Source organism: Halobacillus massiliensis (assembly GCF_900166625.1).
GTDB classification, from domain to species: Bacteria; Bacillota; Bacilli; order Bacillales; family Halobacillaceae; genus Halobacillus_A; species Halobacillus_A massiliensis.
This window is the reverse complement of sequence record NZ_LT800499.1, coordinates 768,572-790,229: the sequence shown is the minus strand read 5'-3', so window position 1 is coordinate 790,229 and position 21,658 is coordinate 768,572. Positions and strand designations below refer to the sequence as shown.

The 21,658-nt window shown below is 40.9% G+C and carries 21 protein-coding genes; 6 read left to right on the top strand and 15 right to left on the bottom strand.

The window, feature by feature from the left end; translation table 11 throughout:
• Positions 1 to 108: 108 nt before the first annotated feature.
• From B7E06_RS03910 to B7E06_RS03895, 5 genes are all read right to left on the bottom strand, one after another.
• On the bottom strand, positions 109 to 1,155 hold the full coding sequence (locus tag B7E06_RS03910) for a ketopantoate reductase family protein (RefSeq protein WP_082232761.1): 1,047 nt from the start codon (positions 1,153 to 1,155) through the stop codon (positions 109 to 111).
• Positions 1,152 to 1,994 carry a beta-keto acid cleavage family enzyme gene (locus B7E06_RS03905; protein WP_082232760.1) on the bottom strand — a complete coding sequence of 281 codons (843 nt, stop codon included), beginning with the start codon at positions 1,992 to 1,994 and terminating at the stop codon, positions 1,152 to 1,154. The genes B7E06_RS03910 and B7E06_RS03905 overlap by 4 nt, the downstream gene beginning before the upstream one ends.
• Before the next feature lie 100 nt (positions 1,995 to 2,094).
• Positions 2,095 to 2,895 (bottom strand): TrmB family transcriptional regulator, encoded by an 801-nt coding sequence (locus B7E06_RS03900; protein WP_082232759.1) that lies wholly within the window; start codon positions 2,893 to 2,895, stop codon positions 2,095 to 2,097.
• Positions 2,896 to 3,085: 190 nt separating this feature from the next.
• Positions 3,086 to 3,226: a hypothetical protein gene (locus B7E06_RS21715; protein WP_179133940.1), complete on the bottom strand. Its 141-nt coding sequence runs from the start codon at positions 3,224 to 3,226 to the stop codon at positions 3,086 to 3,088.
• Positions 3,227 to 3,305: 79 nt separating this feature from the next.
• On the bottom strand, positions 3,306 to 4,283 hold the full coding sequence (locus B7E06_RS03895; RefSeq protein WP_082232758.1) for an HD domain-containing protein: 978 nt from the start codon (positions 4,281 to 4,283) through the stop codon (positions 3,306 to 3,308).
• Between the two features lie 840 nt (positions 4,284 to 5,123).
• Here B7E06_RS03895 and B7E06_RS03885 point away from each other — a divergent pair.
• Together B7E06_RS03885 and B7E06_RS03880 are read left to right on the top strand one after the other, a co-directional pair.
• Positions 5,124 to 5,333: a helix-turn-helix transcriptional regulator gene (locus B7E06_RS03885; RefSeq protein ID WP_082232756.1), complete on the top strand. Its 210-nt coding sequence runs from the start codon at positions 5,124 to 5,126 to the stop codon at positions 5,331 to 5,333.
• The gene (locus tag B7E06_RS03880; RefSeq protein ID WP_082232755.1) at positions 5,326 to 5,640 is read left to right on the top strand and encodes a DUF2178 domain-containing protein; all 315 of its coding nucleotides are present in this window, start codon (positions 5,326 to 5,328) and stop codon (positions 5,638 to 5,640) included. The genes B7E06_RS03885 and B7E06_RS03880 overlap by 8 nt, the downstream gene beginning before the upstream one ends.
• Before the next feature lie 861 nt (positions 5,641 to 6,501).
• Here B7E06_RS03880 and B7E06_RS03875 read toward each other — a convergent pair.
• From B7E06_RS03875 to B7E06_RS03845, 7 genes are all read right to left on the bottom strand, one after another.
• The gene (locus tag B7E06_RS03875; RefSeq protein WP_082232754.1) at positions 6,502 to 7,086 is read right to left on the bottom strand and encodes a hypothetical protein; all 585 of its coding nucleotides are present in this window, start codon (positions 7,084 to 7,086) and stop codon (positions 6,502 to 6,504) included.
• Positions 7,087 to 7,245: 159 nt separating this feature from the next.
• Positions 7,246 to 7,854, bottom strand: a complete 609-nt coding sequence (locus tag B7E06_RS03870) for an FMN-binding negative transcriptional regulator (protein ID WP_082232753.1) — start codon at positions 7,852 to 7,854, stop codon at positions 7,246 to 7,248.
• 22 nt (positions 7,855 to 7,876) lie between these two features.
• Positions 7,877 to 8,392, bottom strand: a complete 516-nt coding sequence (paiA, locus tag B7E06_RS03865; protein ID WP_082235894.1) for a spermidine/spermine N(1)-acetyltransferase — start codon at positions 8,390 to 8,392, stop codon at positions 7,877 to 7,879.
• A 21-nt stretch (positions 8,393 to 8,413) separates the two neighbouring features.
• Positions 8,414 to 8,866 (bottom strand): MarR family winged helix-turn-helix transcriptional regulator, encoded by a 453-nt coding sequence (locus B7E06_RS03860; RefSeq protein ID WP_082232752.1) that lies wholly within the window; start codon positions 8,864 to 8,866, stop codon positions 8,414 to 8,416.
• Between the two features lie 110 nt (positions 8,867 to 8,976).
• A complete protein-coding gene (locus B7E06_RS03855; protein ID WP_082232751.1) occupies positions 8,977 to 9,636 on the bottom strand; it encodes a peroxiredoxin in 660 nt (219 codons plus the stop codon).
• A gap of 122 nt (positions 9,637 to 9,758) precedes the next feature.
• Positions 9,759 to 11,351 (bottom strand): FAD-dependent monooxygenase, encoded by a 1,593-nt coding sequence (locus B7E06_RS03850; RefSeq protein ID WP_082232750.1) that lies wholly within the window; start codon positions 11,349 to 11,351, stop codon positions 9,759 to 9,761.
• 30 nt (positions 11,352 to 11,381) lie between these two features.
• Entirely contained in the window at positions 11,382 to 11,789 is a 408-nt protein-coding gene (locus B7E06_RS03845; protein WP_082232749.1) for a YhfM domain-containing protein, read from the bottom strand.
• Between the two features lie 157 nt (positions 11,790 to 11,946).
• Between B7E06_RS03845 and B7E06_RS03840 the strand changes: the two genes are divergently transcribed.
• The 3 genes from B7E06_RS03840 to B7E06_RS03830 all read left to right on the top strand — a co-directional run bounded on the left by B7E06_RS03840 (position 11,947) and on the right by B7E06_RS03830 (position 15,997).
• Positions 11,947 to 13,692 carry a sensor histidine kinase gene (locus B7E06_RS03840; RefSeq protein WP_082232748.1) on the top strand — a complete coding sequence of 582 codons (1,746 nt, stop codon included), beginning with the start codon at positions 11,947 to 11,949 and terminating at the stop codon, positions 13,690 to 13,692.
• A gap of 1 nt (position 13,693) precedes the next feature.
• A complete protein-coding gene (locus B7E06_RS03835; RefSeq protein ID WP_082232747.1) occupies positions 13,694 to 14,416 on the top strand; it encodes a LytR/AlgR family response regulator transcription factor in 723 nt (240 codons plus the stop codon).
• 138 nt (positions 14,417 to 14,554) lie between these two features.
• Positions 14,555 to 15,997 carry a carbon starvation CstA family protein gene (locus B7E06_RS03830; RefSeq protein ID WP_082232746.1) on the top strand — a complete coding sequence of 481 codons (1,443 nt, stop codon included), beginning with the start codon at positions 14,555 to 14,557 and terminating at the stop codon, positions 15,995 to 15,997.
• A gap of 206 nt (positions 15,998 to 16,203) precedes the next feature.
• Here the strand turns inward: B7E06_RS03830 and B7E06_RS03825 are convergent, their stop codons facing one another.
• The 3 genes from B7E06_RS03825 to B7E06_RS03815 form a co-directional block, all read right to left on the bottom strand.
• Positions 16,204 to 18,561 carry an FdhF/YdeP family oxidoreductase gene (locus B7E06_RS03825; protein ID WP_082232745.1) on the bottom strand — a complete coding sequence of 786 codons (2,358 nt, stop codon included), beginning with the start codon at positions 18,559 to 18,561 and terminating at the stop codon, positions 16,204 to 16,206.
• Positions 18,562 to 18,679: 118 nt separating this feature from the next.
• Positions 18,680 to 19,039, bottom strand: coding sequence for a Na-translocating system protein MpsC family protein (locus tag B7E06_RS03820; RefSeq protein WP_082232744.1), 360 nt, complete (start codon positions 19,037 to 19,039; stop codon positions 18,680 to 18,682).
• A gap of 27 nt (positions 19,040 to 19,066) precedes the next feature.
• On the bottom strand, positions 19,067 to 20,317 hold the full coding sequence (locus tag B7E06_RS03815) for an L-lactate MFS transporter (protein WP_245807795.1): 1,251 nt from the start codon (positions 20,315 to 20,317) through the stop codon (positions 19,067 to 19,069).
• Positions 20,318 to 20,782: 465 nt separating this feature from the next.
• On the opposite strand from B7E06_RS03815, the gene fdhD reads away from it, so the two are divergent.
• Positions 20,783 to 21,607 (top strand): formate dehydrogenase accessory sulfurtransferase FdhD, encoded by an 825-nt coding sequence (fdhD, locus tag B7E06_RS03810; RefSeq protein WP_082232742.1) that lies wholly within the window; start codon positions 20,783 to 20,785, stop codon positions 21,605 to 21,607.
• Positions 21,608 to 21,658 lie beyond the last annotated feature (51 nt).

The window sequence follows — 21,658 nt, the reverse complement described above, 5'->3', positions numbered from 1 at the left end:
TTCTATAGCACAAATATGTACCTAAAGTGAGCGAAAATATAATCGTACTCAACCAGATGATTAATGCAGTGAGCATGCCATTCACCACCTTTCTTAGGAATATCACCTTCACTTGAAGGCGCTTGCATATGATTCTAGTAAATGCTCGAACTTCGTTATGTTCTCTTTAAACACAGGAAGTTTGGTTTCTTCTTCAGCTTTTTTCACCAGCTGAACGACTAAATCATTAAAGGGAGTTTCTATACCTGTCTGTTCTCCTTTTTTTGCAATATAACCGTTAATGTAGCTGATTTCCGTTGTCCTGCCCTTCTCTAAATCTTGCAGCATACTGGCTTTAAGGTTTGCATGGGGGCCCCATACTTCCTGATAGAATTCCAGTTTATCTTTCACATCTTCTTGTGATTGCAATTCCAGCGTTCTAAAATCTTTCCCCTGCATGTTTTCGAGTTCAACGTGATGTGAACGAGCGACCTTAATCGTCTCATCAGCAATGTTTGCTAAGCTTTTCATAGCCACTGCATTATTTAATACATCTCCGAACGTACAGCCAAGTGCTGCTGACATTCCGCTGAAGGTCGCATTCATTAATAATTTAGACCACTTCACCCCTTGAATGTTTGTCGTAATCTCGCAATGTCCGACCTTGTCCAGAATTTTTTTCACTGTATGAACCCGGGCTGTTGGTTTTCCATCCAGTTCCCCAACATCAAACGCATATTTTTTCATAATGTGTAGCTCTGTAGTTAGTTCAGAAACACCAGGGCCGGACCAGGTCGCTCCAAATCCAACAACTCCGCCCATTGTTCTATTACTGCCAACTAAAGCGGCCACCTTTTCTTCAGGAACACCGTTTTGCAGGGTACAAACAATGCTTTCCTTATGAAGAAATGGAAGAATGGCTGTTAAGGAATCCTCCGTATAAACCTGCTTAGTAAGTAAAAAGACAAGGTCATAAGTATGACTTAAATGTTCCGGGTGGATGGCGGAGACGGGAATAGTTTCTTCTAAAAATCCAGTCACCCTTGCTCCATTTTGATTTAACGCCTCTACGTTCTCCGAATTTATATCGATTAGATCAACTTTATAACCGCCTTTCTTTATGAGCGCCCCAATAATTATCCCTAGTGATCCTGCTCCCAAAACTGCTATTCTCATGTTCTACCTCCTATGCTTTCGCTTTTAGGCTGCATACTTAAAATCTGTCTAGCTTCCTCTGGAGTAGCTACTTCTCTGCCTAATGTATCGGCCAGCTCTACAATGCGAGTTACAAACTGAGCGTTTGTCTGAGCCAGCTCACCTTTCCTAAAATATATACTGTCTTCCATTCCTACTCTTACATGACCACCTAATAAAATACTCATTGTATTAATGGTTAACTGATGCTTGCTTGCTCCAATGGCTGACCAAGTAGAGCCGTCTGGAATACTTTCAACCATATGCATCAGATTTTTCGGAGTAGCCGGCATGCCTCCCGCGATACCTAAAACAAATTGAAAATGAAAAGGTTCTTCAATCAGCCCTTTTTTGGCTATACGCAAAGCATTATGTATCATCCCTACGTCAAAAGCTTCAATTTCGGGTTTAATATTCCGCTTCTGTGTTTCCTCCGCCAGTTTCTCTAAAAAGCTAGGTGTATTATAAAAAACCCCTTCCCCAAAGTTCATTGAGCCGGCATCAAATGTAGCCATTTCCGGGTTTAATTCACATACACGCAGTCGTTCTTCTTCTGTCGTCTCTAATCCCCCAGCGGTTGTTAAGTTAAGAATGATGTCACACTTTTCTTGTACACGATCAATTACTTCCTGGTAAACCTTTAGATCCATTGTATTTTCACCCATAATATCCCTTACATGAACATGACCAATAGCTGCTCCCGCTTTCCATGACTCATAAATCGAATCTGCAATCTCCTTAGGTGTTAATGGCACGTAAGGTGTATGCTCACGAGTGGTCTGTGCCCCCGTTGGTGCTACTGTGATTATTAATTTTTCCATGCTAAATTCCTCCCAATAATAATTTAGAATTATAAAGCGCTTTCAAAATCTATGAAGAAAGTGGGACCAAATGATTGATCCCTACTTTATCTCCGTTCAATTAAAAATCTGCAATCAAATTTTCTAATTCAGTACCATAGTGTTCAGTAATTGTTTTCTCAAAATCATTGATCATTCGATTGACATAAATGTCATGCCTTATATAATTCCGCGTCGTTGAAACCATAACAGGATGACTCGATACCACGGAGTGAGGTGAATTCTCCAGGGACTGAAGCAAAATGGCCTTCCGATTGTCAACTACGAGTGAAAATTCTCCATTATGGCGCTCCAGAGCTAAACCCTCTTTAAAATGGGTGAAACTGATCCAAGGGACATCTACTGGCTTATCGTCAAAAACTAAAGTTACGACTTTTACTCCACGATGGTGTGTTTCTAAAAGAAGATCTTTCAATCCATTAAGCTCCCTTTTCCAGCAGCTTAAAATGATTTGTGAATGACATTCTTCAATAGCAGTCTTTACTACTTCCATGGAAGACTCATATCCCTCTACCATGAACAATTCCGACCAGTCAACATCACTGTTTGATGAGACCTCTGCAAGTGAATCATCTAAAAAGTCAAGCTGGTTCATAAAAGTGTCTTTCTTCGTTTTTAATAAATCTTTATACGGAAGAGGACTGTAACGCACCTGTTTTCCATTCTTCCCCCCAGAAACTGTAAAAACCAGTCCTTGTTCTTTCATTTTTTGCAAAGCTCCATATACTTTTGGAGCCGGAACCCCTGATAACTTCGCAATATTATTGCCGTTGGATGGTTGATTGCTAAGGAGAGAGACATAGATCTTTGCCTCATACTCCGTCAACCCAAATTCTTTTAATGTTCCTACAATTTCATTCATACGTTTCTCCTTTTACTACTTAAGTAGTATATATATTCCATAAATTACTTTACTACTTATGTAGTAAGTTTGTCAATTGTTTTCAGAATATTCCCTATTTACTTTTTCACACACGAAATTACGATAATAAAAAAACGACTATTCTAATTGAATAGTCGCTTCATTTATGGTTCTTCGACTCCTCTCTTAATTATTCTTTCTCTAATTGTTTTTCAAGCTGATAGCCGATAAATACAAGTGCTGATGCGCCCACTCCTATCATGACTCCATCCGTTGCTGCCCCTGCAAAGCCTCCAATTAAAACAAAAGTTGTTATTTTTTGCTTCATCATTGATGATCACCTCTTCTTTTCAAAACCATGTTGAATATTACTTTTTACACACTAAATATTTTCCCAGTAAACAAGCGGTTTAAAAGAATAATACTTTTATATAACTGCCTTTCATTGATTTTGCATATGCCGCTTCATTCATTTTCTTTACTTCATTAGAGAGCTGAGAAGCTTTCACTAAAGTTTCCCCATTAAAAACTGACGGATTGATTAAGCGAACCTTGCCTTTTCGGTAAATATCATAATCTTTTTCGTTTTCGATTGCCCTTACCTGTTGATGAAGACGTCTTAAATGGGCTTGGATTTCTTGATCATTCACAGCTGTTAGCTTTTCAATCACCGCTTCATCTTCTCCAAGAAAGTCATCATGTGTTAAGATTTCTTTATCCAGAGCAAGTTTTAACGTCTGCGCTAACACATCATTTCCATATACATTGAGGGGATCCATAAAGAAGTCGATCACTTCTTTATAATAGGTGCTGACAAACCATTGGGCTGCTTCAAGATCTTTGAGATACATTTTCCCTTCCACCACGACTACTTGCTTTAAAAAAGCGGCTCCCTCATGCAGCGAAATCTGGCCATATTCAAACATATCTCTTAATGTATAATCAACGCGGTCTGCACACAGTTCAGGTGCCGGCTGTTCAAGCAGCGTCCATTTCGAATCATCTAATAGTATATCTTCGTAATGGTAACCAAATTTGGCTAATATCTCAGGTATTTCAGATTTAAAAATTACAGAACTATAAATCATTTCATGGTAATCTTCGTTTTTATTTTTAAATACATAATCAACAACATGGGAAAAAGCAGTATGGGATACATCGTGCAGCAATCCCGCAATCTGCTCTTCAACAGAGCCTCCCAGCTTCCTGATTAAAAGCATAACACCGATGGAATGATCGTATCTTGTGACGTTCCATTGGTTATTAACAAGATAGCTTGCGCCTCCCTGATGAATTCCTTTTAGTCGTTGAACAGGTTTGCTATGTATTAACTCTTCCAGTACCTTTTCTACTTCAAACTCACCATAAATCTTGTCCTTAATTATCATGTAAATGACAGCCTTTCATAAAATCCGTTGTATTACTAAACCGCTTATTTTAATAATGTAATTCCTAAAATGTGATCAGAGAAAAGTATAAACTCTTCCAAAAACATAGGAGCATTTAGATTAGAAATGGGAGTAAGCTTGACTTCTCGTAAATAAATACAAGATGTAACGTTTATAAGTTCTTTATTGCTTATATCCGTTTTGGGCTCTTGTTCATAACTCCACAAAGAATTACCAAGAGGGCTCTTTTCTGCATTAAAATCGGATTCCTTAAGGTTCATTTCTCCCTCTACAATCAATGATTCTGTTACAAAGGAAGATCTTAATTGGTTATTTAGTTCGTTTAAATTTGAAGCTCAATACTTAATAATTTTTTAAAATCAACCATAGACTCAAGGCCTGGCATTTCTTTATCCCCCTACACTTGTAACTGCTAGACTAAATTCAACAGTTGTTTATTTTTTCTCGACCATAAAAGTGATAAAAGCTAATTTCGAAGATAATAAAAGCAACCACCTCCGCCTATAAATGGAGAGGGTGAAGAAATGGTTAAAAAGAAGATCACACATAATAAGAAAGTGATGATCCCTATAACAACTGATTTTTTCGCATATTTACTCAGTTTCTTATCCCTCCCTAAAGAACCCTTTCTTTTTCATAAAGATCATCCAGAGTGGTCAAAAAGCCATTCTCCTTCTATCGTTCCATATACTTACAGTTAACTCAATAAAAAATCGCCAAGTTTGTCAAAGAAATTATTGCAAAATATTCAATTGACATCGCACTCAAAGTAAAGTAAGCTTTACGTATAGCTAACTTTACATTAATGAGGGAGGACAAATGAAAAATTTCATCAGGGAGAAGCGTAATTTTATGGACATTACTCAAGAAGAATTATCCCTCAAATTAAATGTGTCCAGACAAACAGTGATTTCGCTTGAAAAAGGCAAGTATAAACCTTCACTTGTTTTAGCACACAAGCTCGCCCAAATTTTCAATTGTAGGATTGAAGATTTATTTATTTTTGAGGGGGATGAAAATATTGACTGAAAGTCTTTTTAACACCTTAGTTGCCCTTTCCGGATTAGGTATCGGTGTAGCATTTATTATCATTACTTATTTTATTAACAAGAGAATTGGTAAGAAAAATAGGTGGTTTGATGAGCGTCAGCAAAAAATAAGGAATCAAGCGAAAGCAAGTTCCTGGAACATCACATTGGTTGTGTTTTTAATTGCCTGGGCCGTTGTTATTGTTTACGAAGGTATTTCCTTTTCATTTTTCTTAATCGCGATTTTATATGTCCTACATTGTTTATCACTAATGGTAACAAGTGTTTATTTTGCCAGAAGAAATTAACCCTTAACGCCAATAAAGATACAGAACTCCCTCCATTCCTTATTGGCGTTTTCCTTTAAATCGGGGTTTAGTGAAATAAGCACCTAAAAACATAAAAAACAGTGCAGCTATTATTCCGGATGCTTCTTTATTTAACAGTATAGAAACAGGAATAGATAAAGCTCCCAAAATAAACGATAGTCTCACTAACATATTTGACTCCTTCCTAGTGGGATTCCCTTGTTTAAACTTACATGTCTAAACGTTATACACGGCTTATAAAGACATCCAATTTATTTATCTTTTCACTGATATTTTCAACGCTTCCAGAGATGTTGAAGCTTCCGCGAAAAAAACTCCTTTTAAAACAATAAATTCTTAAGAAATAAAACACCGTATAATAAAGAACCACCCACCAAAACAAATAATCCGACCATTAAGAATCCATATAAAAAACCTCTGGTCATTGAAAACAAATCCAGCCCTTACGATAAATGAAACAATTAGAACTACTATAGAAACCAGGATAAAGAAGAAAAACAATTGAGCGATCATATCCCCGATATTAAATTTACTAGTAGCTGATAATAATAGATTCATATGGAATCCTCTCCTATAGATCCTAAGTATATGCTGTTACCTCTCCTATGGTATCTTCTGACTCTCTGCTTAATACGATTTAACTTTTATGTGCTTTCAAAGAAAGTAAAAGAAACCCTAGCATGTGGAATTTGCAGCAGGAGTTCTAATTATGACATTTTTCGGTACTATGTGGGATTACACCGTAACAATGGGATTACAAGGTATTAGTTACGCTCCCATTTGTAATAAATCAAACCCATATCATTTATTCAGCTTAGTTTCTTAACCGAAATTTCACACTTAGCTTGAGGTCAAACTGGCTCTTCGAATCAGGATGGTTGAAATAAGAATGAGACAGGAGGCAGCTCCAAAAGCAGGAAACATAACGGTTGTCCAAGTAAAACGTTCAAGTGCTGTTATGGCCAAAGCATTCCTAATCATAAAGAGGACAAAAAATGTGACGTTTTCTTCCCATGGTCGTTGATAGGCTTTAGTTAAAGTGGGGCCGAAACCAAGCAATTCCACAGTCGTTAACAGGAGAACAGCCCAAAAAGGGTTCGAGGTGAAATACCAGAAAGGCAGAGCGGACAAAGTTAGCAGGAGAAACATCCAATCATACAGAGTAATCTCTATTTCAGTATTCCTACTGTATGCTAATATCGCGACGACTACAGTAATAATCCCAGATATACCAATGGGCCATGCCCCCAGGCCTCCACCACCCTGAATTTGAGCAAAGAAGACGATAATTGTAACAATCGACCAGATGACCCATGAGAAGTAATGCGGTTTAATTGAACCGCGAAGTGTCCCCAAGATATAAGGAAGAAATCCGATAAATGTAAGAATCGTTGCTGTTCCACTTAATATTTGTTTAAGTTCCAATGGAAATCACCTAAATTATGTATTTATAATTTCACTACTGCAACAGTAGGATAACATCAAAAAAATAATATAATTCTAGTATTTCTCATCTGGATAATAAGAAAGAGGCCGACCACGTAAGCGTGCCCGCCCTTTATTTAAATATTTACCCTTATTATATTACTTCAAATTTCTCTTCATAAGCTGCGCTATTTGCAAATTATCTTGGTTAGAAGTCTTCTCCAGGTTCTCAACAACTAATTTCTGCCGTTCATCAGAATGATTTTGACTTAATTTAGCTTTTCCTTCTATCTTATCTATTTTTATTTTGAACGCTGCAATTCCTTTGCTCATTCCTTCAATAAAGCCAGGCTCCAGATCACTTAAATGATATGTACTACCTGAAGCTTCATATTGTGTTACCAGGTCATTCAGTGATTCATAGATTACCTTACTATCTTCGATAAGCTCTAGTTTTCCATATACGTGAACAGTCACATAGTTCCACGTAGGGACGGCCTTAGTTGTCTCGTACCACGTTGGTGAGATATAGCAGTGAGGGCCTTGAAATACGGCAAGGACCTGCTGGTTTTCAGCATCCTTCCATTGTTTGTTGGCACGTGCAAAGTGACCGTACAAAGCATTCTCCGACTTATTTAACTTCAGAGGAAGATGAGTAGCACAGGGGTCTCCTTCATGTTGTGAAAATAATATGGCAAATCCGTTATTTTCGATAAAATCGTCTATTTCTTCTTCATTCTCCATTTTAAAATGTCTTGGTATGTACATAAACATCCCCCTTAAAAAGTATCTAGAGACTTTTGATCATTATGAGATCTGTTTGCTTATCATCTCCCATATAAAAAGAATGAGCTCCTGCTTGCTCAAACCCTAATTTCTTATAAAAGGCGATAGCCTTTTCATTTTTCTCCCAAACACCAAGCCAGATTTTCTTTTTATTATCTTCCCGAGCCATTTCCATCGCTTTATTAAACAGATATTTGCCAATTCCGTTTTTTTGAAATTTCTCTATGATGTAAATCCTCTGTATTTCAAGTGAGTCTTCTCCCATATCTTCCGACTGAGCGTCATTGGTATTGACTTTTAAATACCCGGCGGCTTCTTGTTCATAATATACTAAAAAGAATTGAGAAGACTTGTTCGTTAGTTCTTTTTCAACTTGAGTTAAACTAAAAGCCTTATCCAAGTACGCTTTCATGTGTTCAGGCGAATTCTGATCTTTAAAGGTTTCATAAAATGTCTGGGAACTGATTTCTTGAAGTGTTTGTGAATCCTCCAGCGTACATTTTTGCAGAGTTATCGTCATTTCCACTATACCTCTCCTTATCTAATAATTTCTTTTATTTCCTTTTTTCACAGATTCCCAGTCTTTTTCTACATTCTTTCGTACTCTTACAAGCAGACTGGAAAGAGTATCTGCTTCATGTTCGGAAAACCCTTTTAAGGCCACTGTATTGGAGTAATCGTTTTCTCTTTTTATAAAGGGATAGATATTTTCCCCTTTCTCTGTTGGAAAAAGTTTTTTTATCTTTTTGTTATGATCATCTTCTTTCTTTTCAATAAAGCCGTTCATTTCCAGCTTTTTTATAGCACGGGCAGCTGTAGTTCGATCAACTTTGATCATTTCAGCTAATTTTTCTTGAATGATTCCTGGATTTTCATATATGCGGACAAGGTACAAATATTGGCCTTTTGTAAGGTGGTATTCTTTAAATTCTATATTACTTATAGTGTCTAATGCTCTTGCGATCATGCCGATTTCACGAAGTATCTCTTTCATAATTGAACTCCTTATTTTGTTGTAAATGCAACATAATGTAATGTTAATTGATTTTTGTTGTATTTGCAATAAAAAAAGACTATCTAATGTAAGATAGCCTTTTAAAATATTTAAATATTCTTTTTAGATATATACCAGTCTATATAGTCGATGCCCTCTTCCTGGGCTCTTTGAGCTGCTTCTTCCTGTGACTTTGGTGGTGAAAGAACAGCTTGATCCCCTTCCTGCCAGTTTGCAGGAGTGGCAACACCATGTTCATCTGTTGTTTGCAGGGCTTTAACAAGTCTTAAAATTTCGTTCATATTTCTTCCAGTTGTCAGTGGATAATAGATAATGGATCGGATTTTTTTCTTATCATCGATTACGAAAACTGCCCGGCTTGTTTCTACCTGGCTTTCTCCCGGCATAATCATTCCATATTTTGTAGCGACTGCTTTATCCAGGTCTGCAATGACAGGAAATTCAATGTTCGTATGAAAGTTCTCTTCAATACTGCGGATCCAGGCAATGTGAGAAGGTACGCTGTCGACACTCAATCCGAGAAGTTCTGTGTTTAGCTTTTTCAGTTCAGGATAAATCTCTTGAAACCCGACAAACTCTGTCGTACAAACAGGTGTAAAGTCTGATGGATGCGAGAATAATACTAACCATTTCCCCTGGTAGTCTCGCAGCCTGATATTCCCTTGACTAGTGGCTGCTTCAAAGTCCGGCGCTTGGTCGCCGATACGTGGCATTGTGCTCTTTTGCTCTTCGACTTTTGTTTCTTCCACTTTCACCGCCTCCTTTTGGATAAATGTACGTACATAAGTACTTTTACCACACCCTGTAAAAACTAAATCTCTAAATCAATGAATGAATCAAAAGTATTAAGGTAAAAAAGATGAAGCTACCATTAGTTCCTTAAATAATCTATTAGGCTTTTCATGGCTGTATGTCCTTTATTAGTATGGATCAGTGTATAGGCATCTGGCCTTATTACGATAAGATCTCCTGTTTGAAGGCCAAAGGTTTGTTTCATTTCCCCTTTCCCGTCGATTAACACTCGGCCTGAATCTTCTCGATTTCCTGACAGATCGTTAGGGACAACGAAAAGCGGCATGAGAAAAGGACCTGCTTTCTCACGAAAGGAGTGGATCGACCTGTTCACCTGTTCCATCATCTTAGGCAGAGCAGTCTCCTCTGTATAAATAAGAAGCAGGCATTCCCCGCTTTGAAGATAGCTGTAGAGGTTTGTTTCTTTTTTTGTCAGATTGTATAGGGAAACGTCAGGAACCCGCATCCCTGAGATGTTGCCTTTTTTCTTTGCAAAAGCAGGGGGATAGTTTACGTTTAGCTGTGATAAATTCTCGACGATCTTTTTTTGAACAGCAGCCGAACGAAACAGTAACTTTAGTGCCTTATTTCTTAAAGAAATGAGTTTTCTATTTTGTAAGCTCATGCCTTTGAGCAATAGGTTCGTTCTTTGAATTACTTCTTCAGCTACAGGCCAGCGTTCCTCATGATAGGAATGTAAAAGTGCAGAAGGAAGATTATATTTCAGCACATACGCAATCTTCCAGGCTAAATTGGCAGCATCCTGCAGTCCTACGTTCATGCCCTGGCCTCCCAGCGGATTATGAATATGCGCCGCATCTCCAGCTAGAAAGACCCGATTATCCTGATAGGCAGGAACGTGACGGTGGGAAGCAGAAAAGGCCGACAGCCAATACGGGTTTTCTAAATTCAGCGTGCCTGGATATATTTTGTCCACCGTATCCCGCAGTTCTTCCATTGTGACTTCTTTTGGAAAGTGATCTCCCTGTTTCTTAAAATCAATTGCAATGACGCGAGTATATTTATCCTGAAAGGGGGCGAAAAATTGCAGCCCTCTCTCTGTTGTAAATAAGTGCGGATTTCCTGATAATTCTTGATCATCTATTTCTACATCACCCAGCATGACATGAACATTCTCAGATTTCCCTTCAAAGGGCATACCGAGAAAATGACGAACCGTACTGCGCGCGCCGTCACAACCGATTACATATTTGGCGGCCACCTTTTCCTCTGTATCTCCGCTCTTGATTACAGCCTCTACCCTGTCCACGGTTTGGGTGAAATCGATCAGTTCGGTCTTCCATTCTACAAGCCCCTTAGCCAACTCTTCTTCTAACAGTTTTTCAGTTTCACTCTGTGGCATTATACTCAGAAAAGGAAACTTCGTTTGATGACGAAGATGGGAGAGACTTATTTCAAATAACTTTTTCCGTTCATAGTAAAAGTGCAGAGAAGGAGTTATAAAGCTTTTCTTAACAAAACTTTCGGACATCCCCAGCAGACCCATCATTTCCAATGTTCTGGAATGTATCACTAAGGCTTTAGAATACTTTGAACGCCCACTCTTTCTATCAATGATCCGATAGCTTATGCCATACCGTTCCATTTGATTTGCCATCATAAGACCTGTTGGACCTGCCCCGATGATCAGAACCTCTGGGTTTTGCATCATGTTATTCCTCCTTGTTTACAAGTTGACTGGTCATTTTCTTAGTAGTTCAAGTAACGTTTCTGTATCTTCTTCATTTACCCGGTAATAATCTCCGTCACTATTTCTGACTGTCGCTCTGCCTTTAGTATTAGTCCATACATAGAATTGATGGATAGATACACTATTTTCCGGCTCATATAATTCAAAGAATAAATCAGGCGGTGCTGAAACCTTTTCTGGTGATTTATTCATACTTTCAAATTGATCAATTAGGATTTTTACCTGTTTTATTTCTTCCTGGGTTACTATTTCTTTATAAATTTCATGACCCTCAATTGTGTATTCCCCGTTTTCTTCTGTTTCTTCAATAACCGGGTCTCCCGCTCTTACCGCTTCCGGTTGTGAGTCACAACCGGAAATAACCAATACGATAAGAATTCCTAATATAAAATAACGCAATCTCCTCCTCCTTCTCCTTTAATTTCCAAATTAACACTTAGTGACAATATAGCATGCCTGTTTTAAGTAATAAACAGGGGGAATTCTTCCGTTTGTATGAAACGTTTTCAACCATGCTACAATAAGAATAATCAGGCTTTTTGAAAGGACGAGACAGATGTTTGAATTATTTCTTCCGATGCTTGAGCGGCTTGGTATTATCGTAACGGTGGCTTTTATCATTACGAGATTCCGTTTCTTCCGTGAGCTGATCGACCGTAAGTCGCTGAATCGTGACCAGCAGCTGATGGCGATTGGATTTTTTGGGCTGTTTGGCATTATCGGCACATATACAGGCATTACTTATGATACAAGCTCCCTGGAATTCGGACGATGGGCGACAGACTTAGTGGAAAGTGAAGCGATCGCAAACTCGAGAGTAATTGGGATTGTAACAGCAGGCTTATTCGGCGGCTATCGAATCGGTATCGGTGCCGGTCTTATTGCCGGCATTCACCGCTTCTCGCTCGGAGGCTTCACAGGATTTGCATGCGGCCTTTCCGCTGTCGTTGCCGGTGTAATTGCGGGCTTTTTCCATAAAAAAGATAAACCTTTGAAGCTGAAGACCGCTTTACTCGTCGGCGGTTTGGCTGAAACGGTACAGATGGGCATTATATTAGCCGTCTCTCAGCCCTTTGCACGGGCATGGGCCCTTGTCCAGGATATCGGGCTGCCGATGATTATTGCCAATGGTGTAGGATCTGCCCTTTTTCTGCTGATTATTAGAAATGTTTTAAATGAAGAAGAAAAAGCGGGTGCACTGCAGGCACAAAAAGCGCTGAAGCTGGCTGAGTCAACGGTCGCTTATTTAAGAAAAGGATTGACGAAAGATTCAGCTCAAAAAGCGTGCCAGATCATCTATAACGAAGTTCAGGTAAGCGCCATTTCGATGACGAATCAGGAACGGATTCTTGCCCATGTCGGACAGGCTGATGATCATCATAAAGCTGGGGAAGAGATTCAGACACATGCTACAAGAGAAGTAATTCAGCAGGGAATAATGATCGTCGCTAAGCATGAGGACATTAATTGCAGCCATCCTGACTGTCCACTCGGTGCCGCCGTCATTGCACCGCTTAAGAAAAGACAGGAAGTTGTAGGAACTCTGAAGTTTTACGTACACTCTGAAAAAGAAATTTCCAACGTCCTTCTAGAGCTGATCCAGGGACTGAGCGCTCTGCTTGGACAGCAGCTTGAAATTGCAGAAGCCGAAAAAGCGCAGGAGCTGGCAAGAGAAGCTGAAGTGAAAGCACTGCAGGCTCAAGTGAACCCCCACTTTTTATTTAATTCGTTAAATGTCATCGTGTCGTTAACTCGCACAGAGCCGGATCGGGCTCGTTCGCTGTTGATCGCCTTATCAAATTTCTTCCGTCAGAACCTGGGAGCCACTACAAAAACGTGGACATCCCTTCGAGAAGAACTAAAGCATGTGAAATCCTACTTGATGATTGAAGAAACAAGGTTTGTCGATAAACTGAAGGTTCATTACGATGTGGATGAATCTGCTCTAACTGTAAAAATTGCGCCTCTCACGCTGCAGCCTCTCGTTGAGAACTGCATTAAGCATGGAATCAAAGATCAGGATGAGAACTGTGAAATCACAATTCAAATCCGGGATATAGGAGAGAATGTAAGAATTACTGTACAGGATAATGGCAGCGGGATTACCTCTGAGCGCCTGGCTTCACTTGGTGATAAAGAAGTCCCGTCTGAAAAAGGAACAGGACTCGGCCTTGTAAATGTAAATAAACGGTTAGAGCATATGCATGGGGAAAAATCGAAGCTCCACATTGAGAGTCGGCTTGGAAACGGCACAACGATTTCATTTGTTATTCCTCATAAAGGAAAGGAGGTATCCGCTTAAAATGGGTTCGATAAAAGCACTGATCGTCGATGATGAACGCTTTAGCCGGGAAGAGCTAATCTTTTTGCTCAAAGCTTATGATTCCATAGATATTGCTGGAGAAGCTGATTCTGGAGAAACAGCTATTATGAAAGCCATTCAGCTCCAGCCGGATGTCATTTTTTTAGATGTGGAAATGCCAAAAATGAATGGCATGGAAGTTGCAAAATCTTTGCAGGAATTAAAAAAAGTGCCGGCAATTGTCTTTGCGACTGCCTATCCGGATTTTGCAGTGGAAGCTTTTCGGCATGAAGCCGTTGATTATTTACTCAAACCGTTTGATGAAGAACAGCTGGGTGATGCGATCACCCGCTTAGAGAAAAAACTGCAGCCGGCCGAAGAAACAGCTTCCCGGCCTTCCAGACTGGCTATTGAGGGAGATGATGAGATTCATTACCTCAACCCGGCGGATATCCTTTACGTTTACCGCGAAGAAAGACTTACGAAAATCGTTGAGAAGGATCATGTGTATGGAACAAAGTCGACTTTAAAAGAAGTGGAAGAACGTCTGAAGGCTTTTTCCTTTTTTCGCATTCACAAAAGCTATCTCGTTAATCTCGATTATGTTGATCGTTTAACTCCTTGGTTTAACGGAGCCTATCAACTTGAGCTTCGTGGTTTGAAAGATAAGCTTTCAGTAAGCCGCAATTATGTAAAAGGATTAAGAAAACAGCTTGAATTGTAAAACCGCTCCTAATTTGAGGGCGGTTTTTTTACATGTCAGTCTGAAAATTCGACATGTTAAACATAATCCGTCAAATGTAAGCGCTCTTTTGTTACGATCACTGTAAGCGATTACAGACATTATAAGGAGGAAGCTGTTGTGATTACGTTTCTAGCGAGTATTGCCCTTTTAATTGCAGGTTATTTTACGTACGGTAAATATGTTGAAAAAACGTTTGGTATAAATACAGACCGCCAGACACCGGCTTATACGCACGGTGACGGTGTGGATTATCTGCCGATGGGAGAAAAGAAGAATTCATTGATTCAGTTATTGAACATCGCCGGAGTCGGACCTATTTTTGGTCCAATTTTAGGAGCTCTTTATGGGCCTGTCGCCTTTTTGTGGATTGTGTTTGGCTGTATCTTCGCCGGGGCCGTTCATGATTATTTGACGGGTATGATTTCTATTCGTAACCGTGGTGCTCACCTTCCTGAGCTTGCCGGTAAGTTCTTAGGAAAAGTAATGAAGCACGTCGTGAACGCATTTGCAATTTTATTGCTAGTACTAGTAGGGACTGTCTTTGTTACTGCACCTGCTGATCTGCTGCACAATATGACGAGCAGCTGGCTGTCCCTGCCGATTATTATCGCAGCGATTTTCATTTATTACCTGCTGGCTACTATGCTTCCCATTGATAAAATCATCGGCCGCTTCTACCCGATTTTTGGAGCCCTGCTTTTAATCAGTGCGATTGGTGTCGGAGCTTCTCTAGTTATTACAGGCGCTCCTATTCCAGAGCTCAGCCTAACGAACATGCACCCGGATAATGCACCAATATTCCCGCTGTTGTTTTTAACGATTTCCTGTGGAGCTTTATCTGGTTTCCATGCAACACAAACACCCATTATCTCAAGAACGACTCAGAAAGAAAAACAAGGCCGCCGCATTTTCTACGGCATGATGATTGCAGAAGGAATTATCGCGATGATCTGGGCAGCCGCAGCTATGAGCGTATTTAACGGATCTGCAGGTCTTAATGAAATACTTGCTAATGGTGGCCCTGCTGCTGTTGTAAGCGAAGTATCTATTGCCATGCTTGGTGCTGTAGGTGGAACACTTGCTGTGCTTGGTGTTATTGTCCTTCCGATTACTTCCGGAGACACAGCGTTCCGAAGCGCCCGTATGATTATTGCTGATTATATTAAGGTTTCTCAGAAGAAAATTGCCAGCCGGATTTGGATTGCCCTGCCGCTGTTTGTCATTTCCTTCGTGCTGACACGTGTTGATTTCACATTACTGTGGAGATATTTCTCCTGGGCAAACCAGTCAACCGCTGTTATTGCCTTATGGGTAGGAGCCATGTACTTATTCCTATCAAGAAAAAATTACTGGATCGCTGCGATTCCAGCAACATTTATGACGATGGCGACTTTCACTTATATTCTTAATGCACCGATCGGATTAAACTTACCGATAAACGTATCGTATATTGCTGCCGCCATTATTACAGCAGGTATCGTAACAGCCTTCTTCATTGCTGCACGCAGGGGATTAAGTCAGAATATTCCTCTTGAGGAAGAGCTGAAGCCGACGGCCTGATGGGATGCTGCAGTCCAAACTATCAGACACAGGTAGAGCAGAAGGAAAATGAAGTGAATCAATCGGAAAATGATAATATTCCTATTTGGATGAAGATTATTAGTCTCACGATTTTATTCATAGCATTTGGCTGCTATTGGTTTTAGAAAAAGTCACCCATCAACTCTTTAGCTGATGGGTGACTTTTTAATATTTCCTATACTTTTTTAATCTGCTACAGTCTGTAAATCCTCTATTTCCTTCTCTACATACTTCACATCTTTTCTCGCATTATACCTTTCAGCTTTTTCTACTTTTGCCGCTACATTATATTCCGGAATCCCGGACGGCACGTCGTAGACTCCCTTAGGTATAAGGAAGTTACCTTCAGGAAAGTAAAGACCGATATTTCCTCTTGCAATATCAGCAAACCGCGCTTTTCCCTGGAAGGTACCGTGCTGATTATATACGACAACATGTTCACCATCAGTAATGTTATGTTCTATTCCGTCTTCTTCATTCATTAATACGTCATAACGGCCGAACGCGTTGAACGGGTCTGTTTCCTTATAGACCATCGAGTTAAACTGTTTGCCCCGGCGTGTTGTAATGTAGAAGGTTCCTTCCGGCTTGTTGAGGTTCGGGATATCAATTGGAATTAAGTTCCCGCGGCCGTCTGGTGTCGGACAGACTCCCCCTTCACAAAGCCATGCTCCTCCCCATTGAAAGACATCACCTTGTTTTTTCAAATGCTGAATGCCATCATAATCCGGATTGGCTAAAGCAATCTCATCGCGGATTTCCTGACCGCTCTTGAAGTCTACAAGATGAGCGGTTTCTGGTTTCACGCGCTTCGCTAGATCGATGTAAATTTTCCACTCGGCACGGGCTTCTTCGACTTCCTGTCTGTTTCCTTCGATTTCTGGTGAATAGTAAACCATACGCTCCGTTGAAGTAGATGTTCCTCCGCCTTCCTGCTCGAAGCGGGTTTTGGCCGGCAGTACGATAACGGCTTCCTTAGCTTCCACAAGTGTAGACGTGTTAAAGATAATGTCCTGATGTACACGGATGTCCAGTTGAGACAGTGCCTGTTCAATAAAATCCGGGTTCGGCATTGTTTCAAGGAAATTCCCGCCGCTCATATAATAGAGCTTCATTTTACGTTCATGATCATCGGGCAATGCGGCATTTTCTAATGACACACCGACAATATCGCCCTGCCATTTAGGAAGTTCAAATTTCCAAAGATCCTGAATCCGCTCCATATTTTTTGGATCCCAGCCGCCGCCAGGCAGTACGAATGGATCTGCTCCCATTTCACCGGAGCCCTGCACGCTTGAGTGGCCGCGAAAAGGCATGAGCCCTGCATGCTTTCTGCCTAAATGTCCACGAAGCAAAGCCAGATTGGCAACCTGTGATATGTTATCTGTTGCAAACGAGTGCATCGTTAAGCCAAGTGCCCATGCGTAGACGGCATTTTTACTGTTGGCTAACAGCTCAGCCAGCTCGATGATTCTTTCTTTTTCTACTCCGGATGATGTAACGATTTCTTCCCACGTCTGCTCGTCGATTTTCGCTTTTAAGATCTCGTAGTTGTTAACATGCTCTTTCACAAATGAATGATTGATCGCAGAACCGTGTTTGCTTTCCTCCATCTCAAACCAGTGCTTCATAATACCGTGCATAAGCGCGATGTCTCCACCGATATTCACCTGATAAAAGTCATCAGCGATTTTTGTACCAAACAGCGCGGACTCGGCGTTGGACGGGACCCAGTATTTATCCATTGCCGGCTCTTTGTATGGATTGATGACGATGATCTTCGTCCCTTTTTTCTTGGCAGCCAGCATATATTTCGTAGATACCGGTGAACTGTTGGAGGCAACAGAACCCCAGAACACGAGGACATCTGTTCCAATCCAGTCCTGATAGTTGGCACTGCTCGCTCCGATACCAACCGAACGTTTTAAGGCTGTCTTAGAGGGCGAGTGACAGATACGTGAAGCATTGTCCACATGATTTGTGCCAAGAAAACGTGATACCTTGGCGGCTGTATAGTACGATTCATTAGTAATCCCGCGGGATGTTAAGTAAAAACCGTACTGCTTTGGATTCAGCTTTCTTATTTTATCAGCGATCATGTCCATCGCGTCATCCCAGCTGATTCGGGAAAATTTATTTTCTCCTTTGCGGCGGATCAATGGGTATGGAATCCTGCCCAGCTGGCGCAGCTCTTTGCTTGAGTATTTTTTCAATTCATTAATATCGGCATGAAGAATGTCTTCCTGCATAGCAGGCATCGTACTCAGCCTTAAGACGTTCAGGCGGGTCGTGCAAATGTGCGGTCCTTTCAGTGTCTGATCCTGAAGGCCTGATACACCAAGAGCGCAGCCGTCACAAACACCTTTTGTCAGAATGTTTTTTGCATAATTGATGTTATCTTTGTTTTCCCACATGATTTTCATCGTGTCTCTAATATGCTTCGGCTTTACTTTTCCTAAGCCGAATGGTACGGGACTGACCCAATGCTCAGGCGCCGGTTTCTTTGATATTTTAATCGGTCCTTGGTGTTTGGTTTTCCCCATTTTCGTTCATCTCCTTGATTCTATTATATAAAAAACCACCGCAAATGGTTGTCCCAAATTAAGGAACTCATTTTGCGGTGGTTGAGTCTTTAGCAGGTTCGCTGCCAAGTGCCTAACCTTATTTCTTAAGTTCTTCTTCGAGGTTCTTATCGAAAATAAAGATCGACATGCCGAAGTCTTTTTCTATATCAATATCAACAAACAAATCAACAAGCGGGCTGCCTAAGAGCTCTTCCATTTCCACGGGACGGTGTTTACGGTACATTTCCTTAACCATTTCCGTCCGTGCCGCCCTCAGCATCTGCTTTCCCTGGTCGGCTTCTGCGATGAATTTTTCTACAGGAGATAAGTTTCCTTCCATCTCGCAGATCGCCCAGTTTTTGCAAAAAGTCGTAGTGATTTGTCTTGGTCCTTTTCCCATATGCTTCTTGCGAAAAGCACGGACAAGATTACTGAATTCTGCTTCGTATTTATTCACGATGCAATTCCTCCTGCTTATTGGAAACTATGCCGTAGCTTTCTTTTCGATATTCTGTGACTGGATCTTCTTAATGTCTTTTCTCATCAGGAAGGTAATGACTAACGCAACGGCGAACAAGCCGGAGAAGAACGTTAAGCTTCCTCCATAACTTCCTGTTGTATCTTTAATCCAGGCTGCAAACATTGGACCGACGAGGCCTGCTGCAGCCCACGCTGTTAAAATGTAGCCATGGATCGCTCCCAGCTGTTTCGTGCCGAAAAGGTCGCCGATGTAAGCCGGTATAGAGGCAAAACCTCCACCATAACAAGTGTACACGATCGCAAGCATTACTTGAAACAATATAACATGTGACGTTAAAGGCAGAACAGCAAATAATACAATTTGAATTGCAAAAAACGTCGTGTACGTGTTCGTTCTGCCCATGTAATCAGAAATCGATGCCCAGCCGATTCTTCCGAGACCGTTAAAAATCCCTAAAACTCCGACGAGAGCGGCAGCTTCTATAGAGGAAAGCCCGATACTTTCTTCAGCCAGCGGCTTCGCTGCCGAAAGAATAGCGATTCCGCAAGTAACATTAATAAAAAGCATGAGCCACAAATAGTAAAAACGAGGTGTTTTCACAGCCTGATTGGCGGTCAGCTGTGCTAAATCTTCTTTAACACTCTGCGTTCCGGCTGCCTGCTTTTCTTTCATTCCCTTTGGCATCCAGCCTTCTGGCGGCTTTTCTAAATACAAAGAGGAAGCTATCATGATCACGAAATAAGAAACTCCAAGTATGTAAAAAGTGTTCGCGATCCCGACAGTTCCAATGAGTGAATTCATAATCGGACTGCTGATCGTTGCCGCAAATCCAAAGCCCATAATGGCAAGACCTGTCGCAAGGCCGCGGCGGTCAGGAAACCATTTGACGAGTGTAGAAACAGGAGCAATGTAACCAACACCCAGCCCGATCCCGCCAAGTACGCCGTAGAATATATACAAAAGCGGCAGTGAACTAAGATCAACCCCGATTCCTGCTCCAAACATACCAACACCGAAAAAGGCAGCCGCAAGCAGCCCTGCTTTTCTGGGACCGTATTTTTCCACAAAATGCCCGAGAAACGCAGCAGATAAGCCTAGAAATAAAATGGCCAAACTAAACGTAAACTGTACCTGACTTGATGACCAGCCGTACTGCTCGACTAATGGTGTCGTGAAGTTACTCCACGCATAAACAGAGCCAATCGACAGGTGGATACCTACGGCTGAAGCAGCAATCAGCCACCTGTTTTTCACTTTTTGCACATTGTCCACTTCCTTTTTTTCTGGCTGTTGGAAGCCTTTAACACCCTTATACATAAAAAGAAGCAGTTTTTAAGAAGACAGCAAGTTTTGCTTTTCCTATAGAAGTCTGGCAGCTTCTCTTTGAAGGGTGAGACATGACTCCACACATAAAAAAACCGCACAGCTTCCTAAAAAAGAGAATGCCAAATAGGGTTTCTCTTCACTAGAAAGATGAGCGGTTAGTACATAGCAGGATTCGCTACTATTGGCCCAACAGCCGTATCATGTGTTTGTCGTTTAACCGGCGTCAGGGTCGCTGACTCGCATCAAACTTGTTACAACTTTATGAATTCTAATAAAGAATAGCATGAAATCGTTTAACCTGGCAATAGGAAATTGTCAATGCATGGCACTTGTTTTTTAGTGAAAATCAGGCTTACAATTGATACAAAATGATTAGAAATTAGGTGTGTAACCATGGATCAAAATATGAGTGTAAGCCGATCCATTACGAAATATGTAAAGGGAGAATGGCAGCAAGTCGAAGATGAAATCGCAATTGAATATCCCATTACCATATATATCAACGGTGAAGAATTTGCCACGATGGTCTGCTCTCCCACTCATCTAGATGAGTTGATCATCGGTTTTCTTGCCTCAGAAGGAGTGATCCTTTTTAAAAAAGAGATCGCGGGCCTTGAAATTGATCAAGAGCAGGGCACTGCTTACGTGAAGCTTCATTCCAAAATAAAAACGGACCAGCAGCAGTTTTCCAAGCGCTTTATTGGATCGTGCTGCGGGAAAAGCCGGCAGTTTTATTTTCAAAATGATGCCCGGACAGCGAAAACTTCCATGTCTAAGACAACTTTGGAAGCAGAAGAGTGCATTCAGCTGATGAGAAAAATGCAGTCCAACAGCCAGCTCTTTAAAAACACCGGGGGCGTCCATAATGCCGCCTTATGTGACGAGAAGGAATTGATTGTAGACCGAGCTGATATCGGAAGGCATAATGCTCTGGATAAGCTGTTTGGTTACAGTTTGATGAACGAAATTCCTGTACGAAATAAAGTGCTGGTGTTCAGTGGTCGAATATCATCTGAGGTACTGCTTAAGGCTGCTAAAATCGGTATCGGTATCGTGCTCTCAAAATCGGCCCCCACTAATTTAGCCATTGAGCTTGCAGAAGACTTAAATATTACGACTGTAGGGTTTATCCGCGGCGAATCGTTTAACGTCTATTCCCATCCCTGGCGGATTGTGCAGACTTCAGAGGCAGAAGACATTGAGCAAGAACAAAGCTAAGATAGTGGGGGCTTGAGGAAGTGTTGTTTGCCGCGACTTTAGGGATTTAGC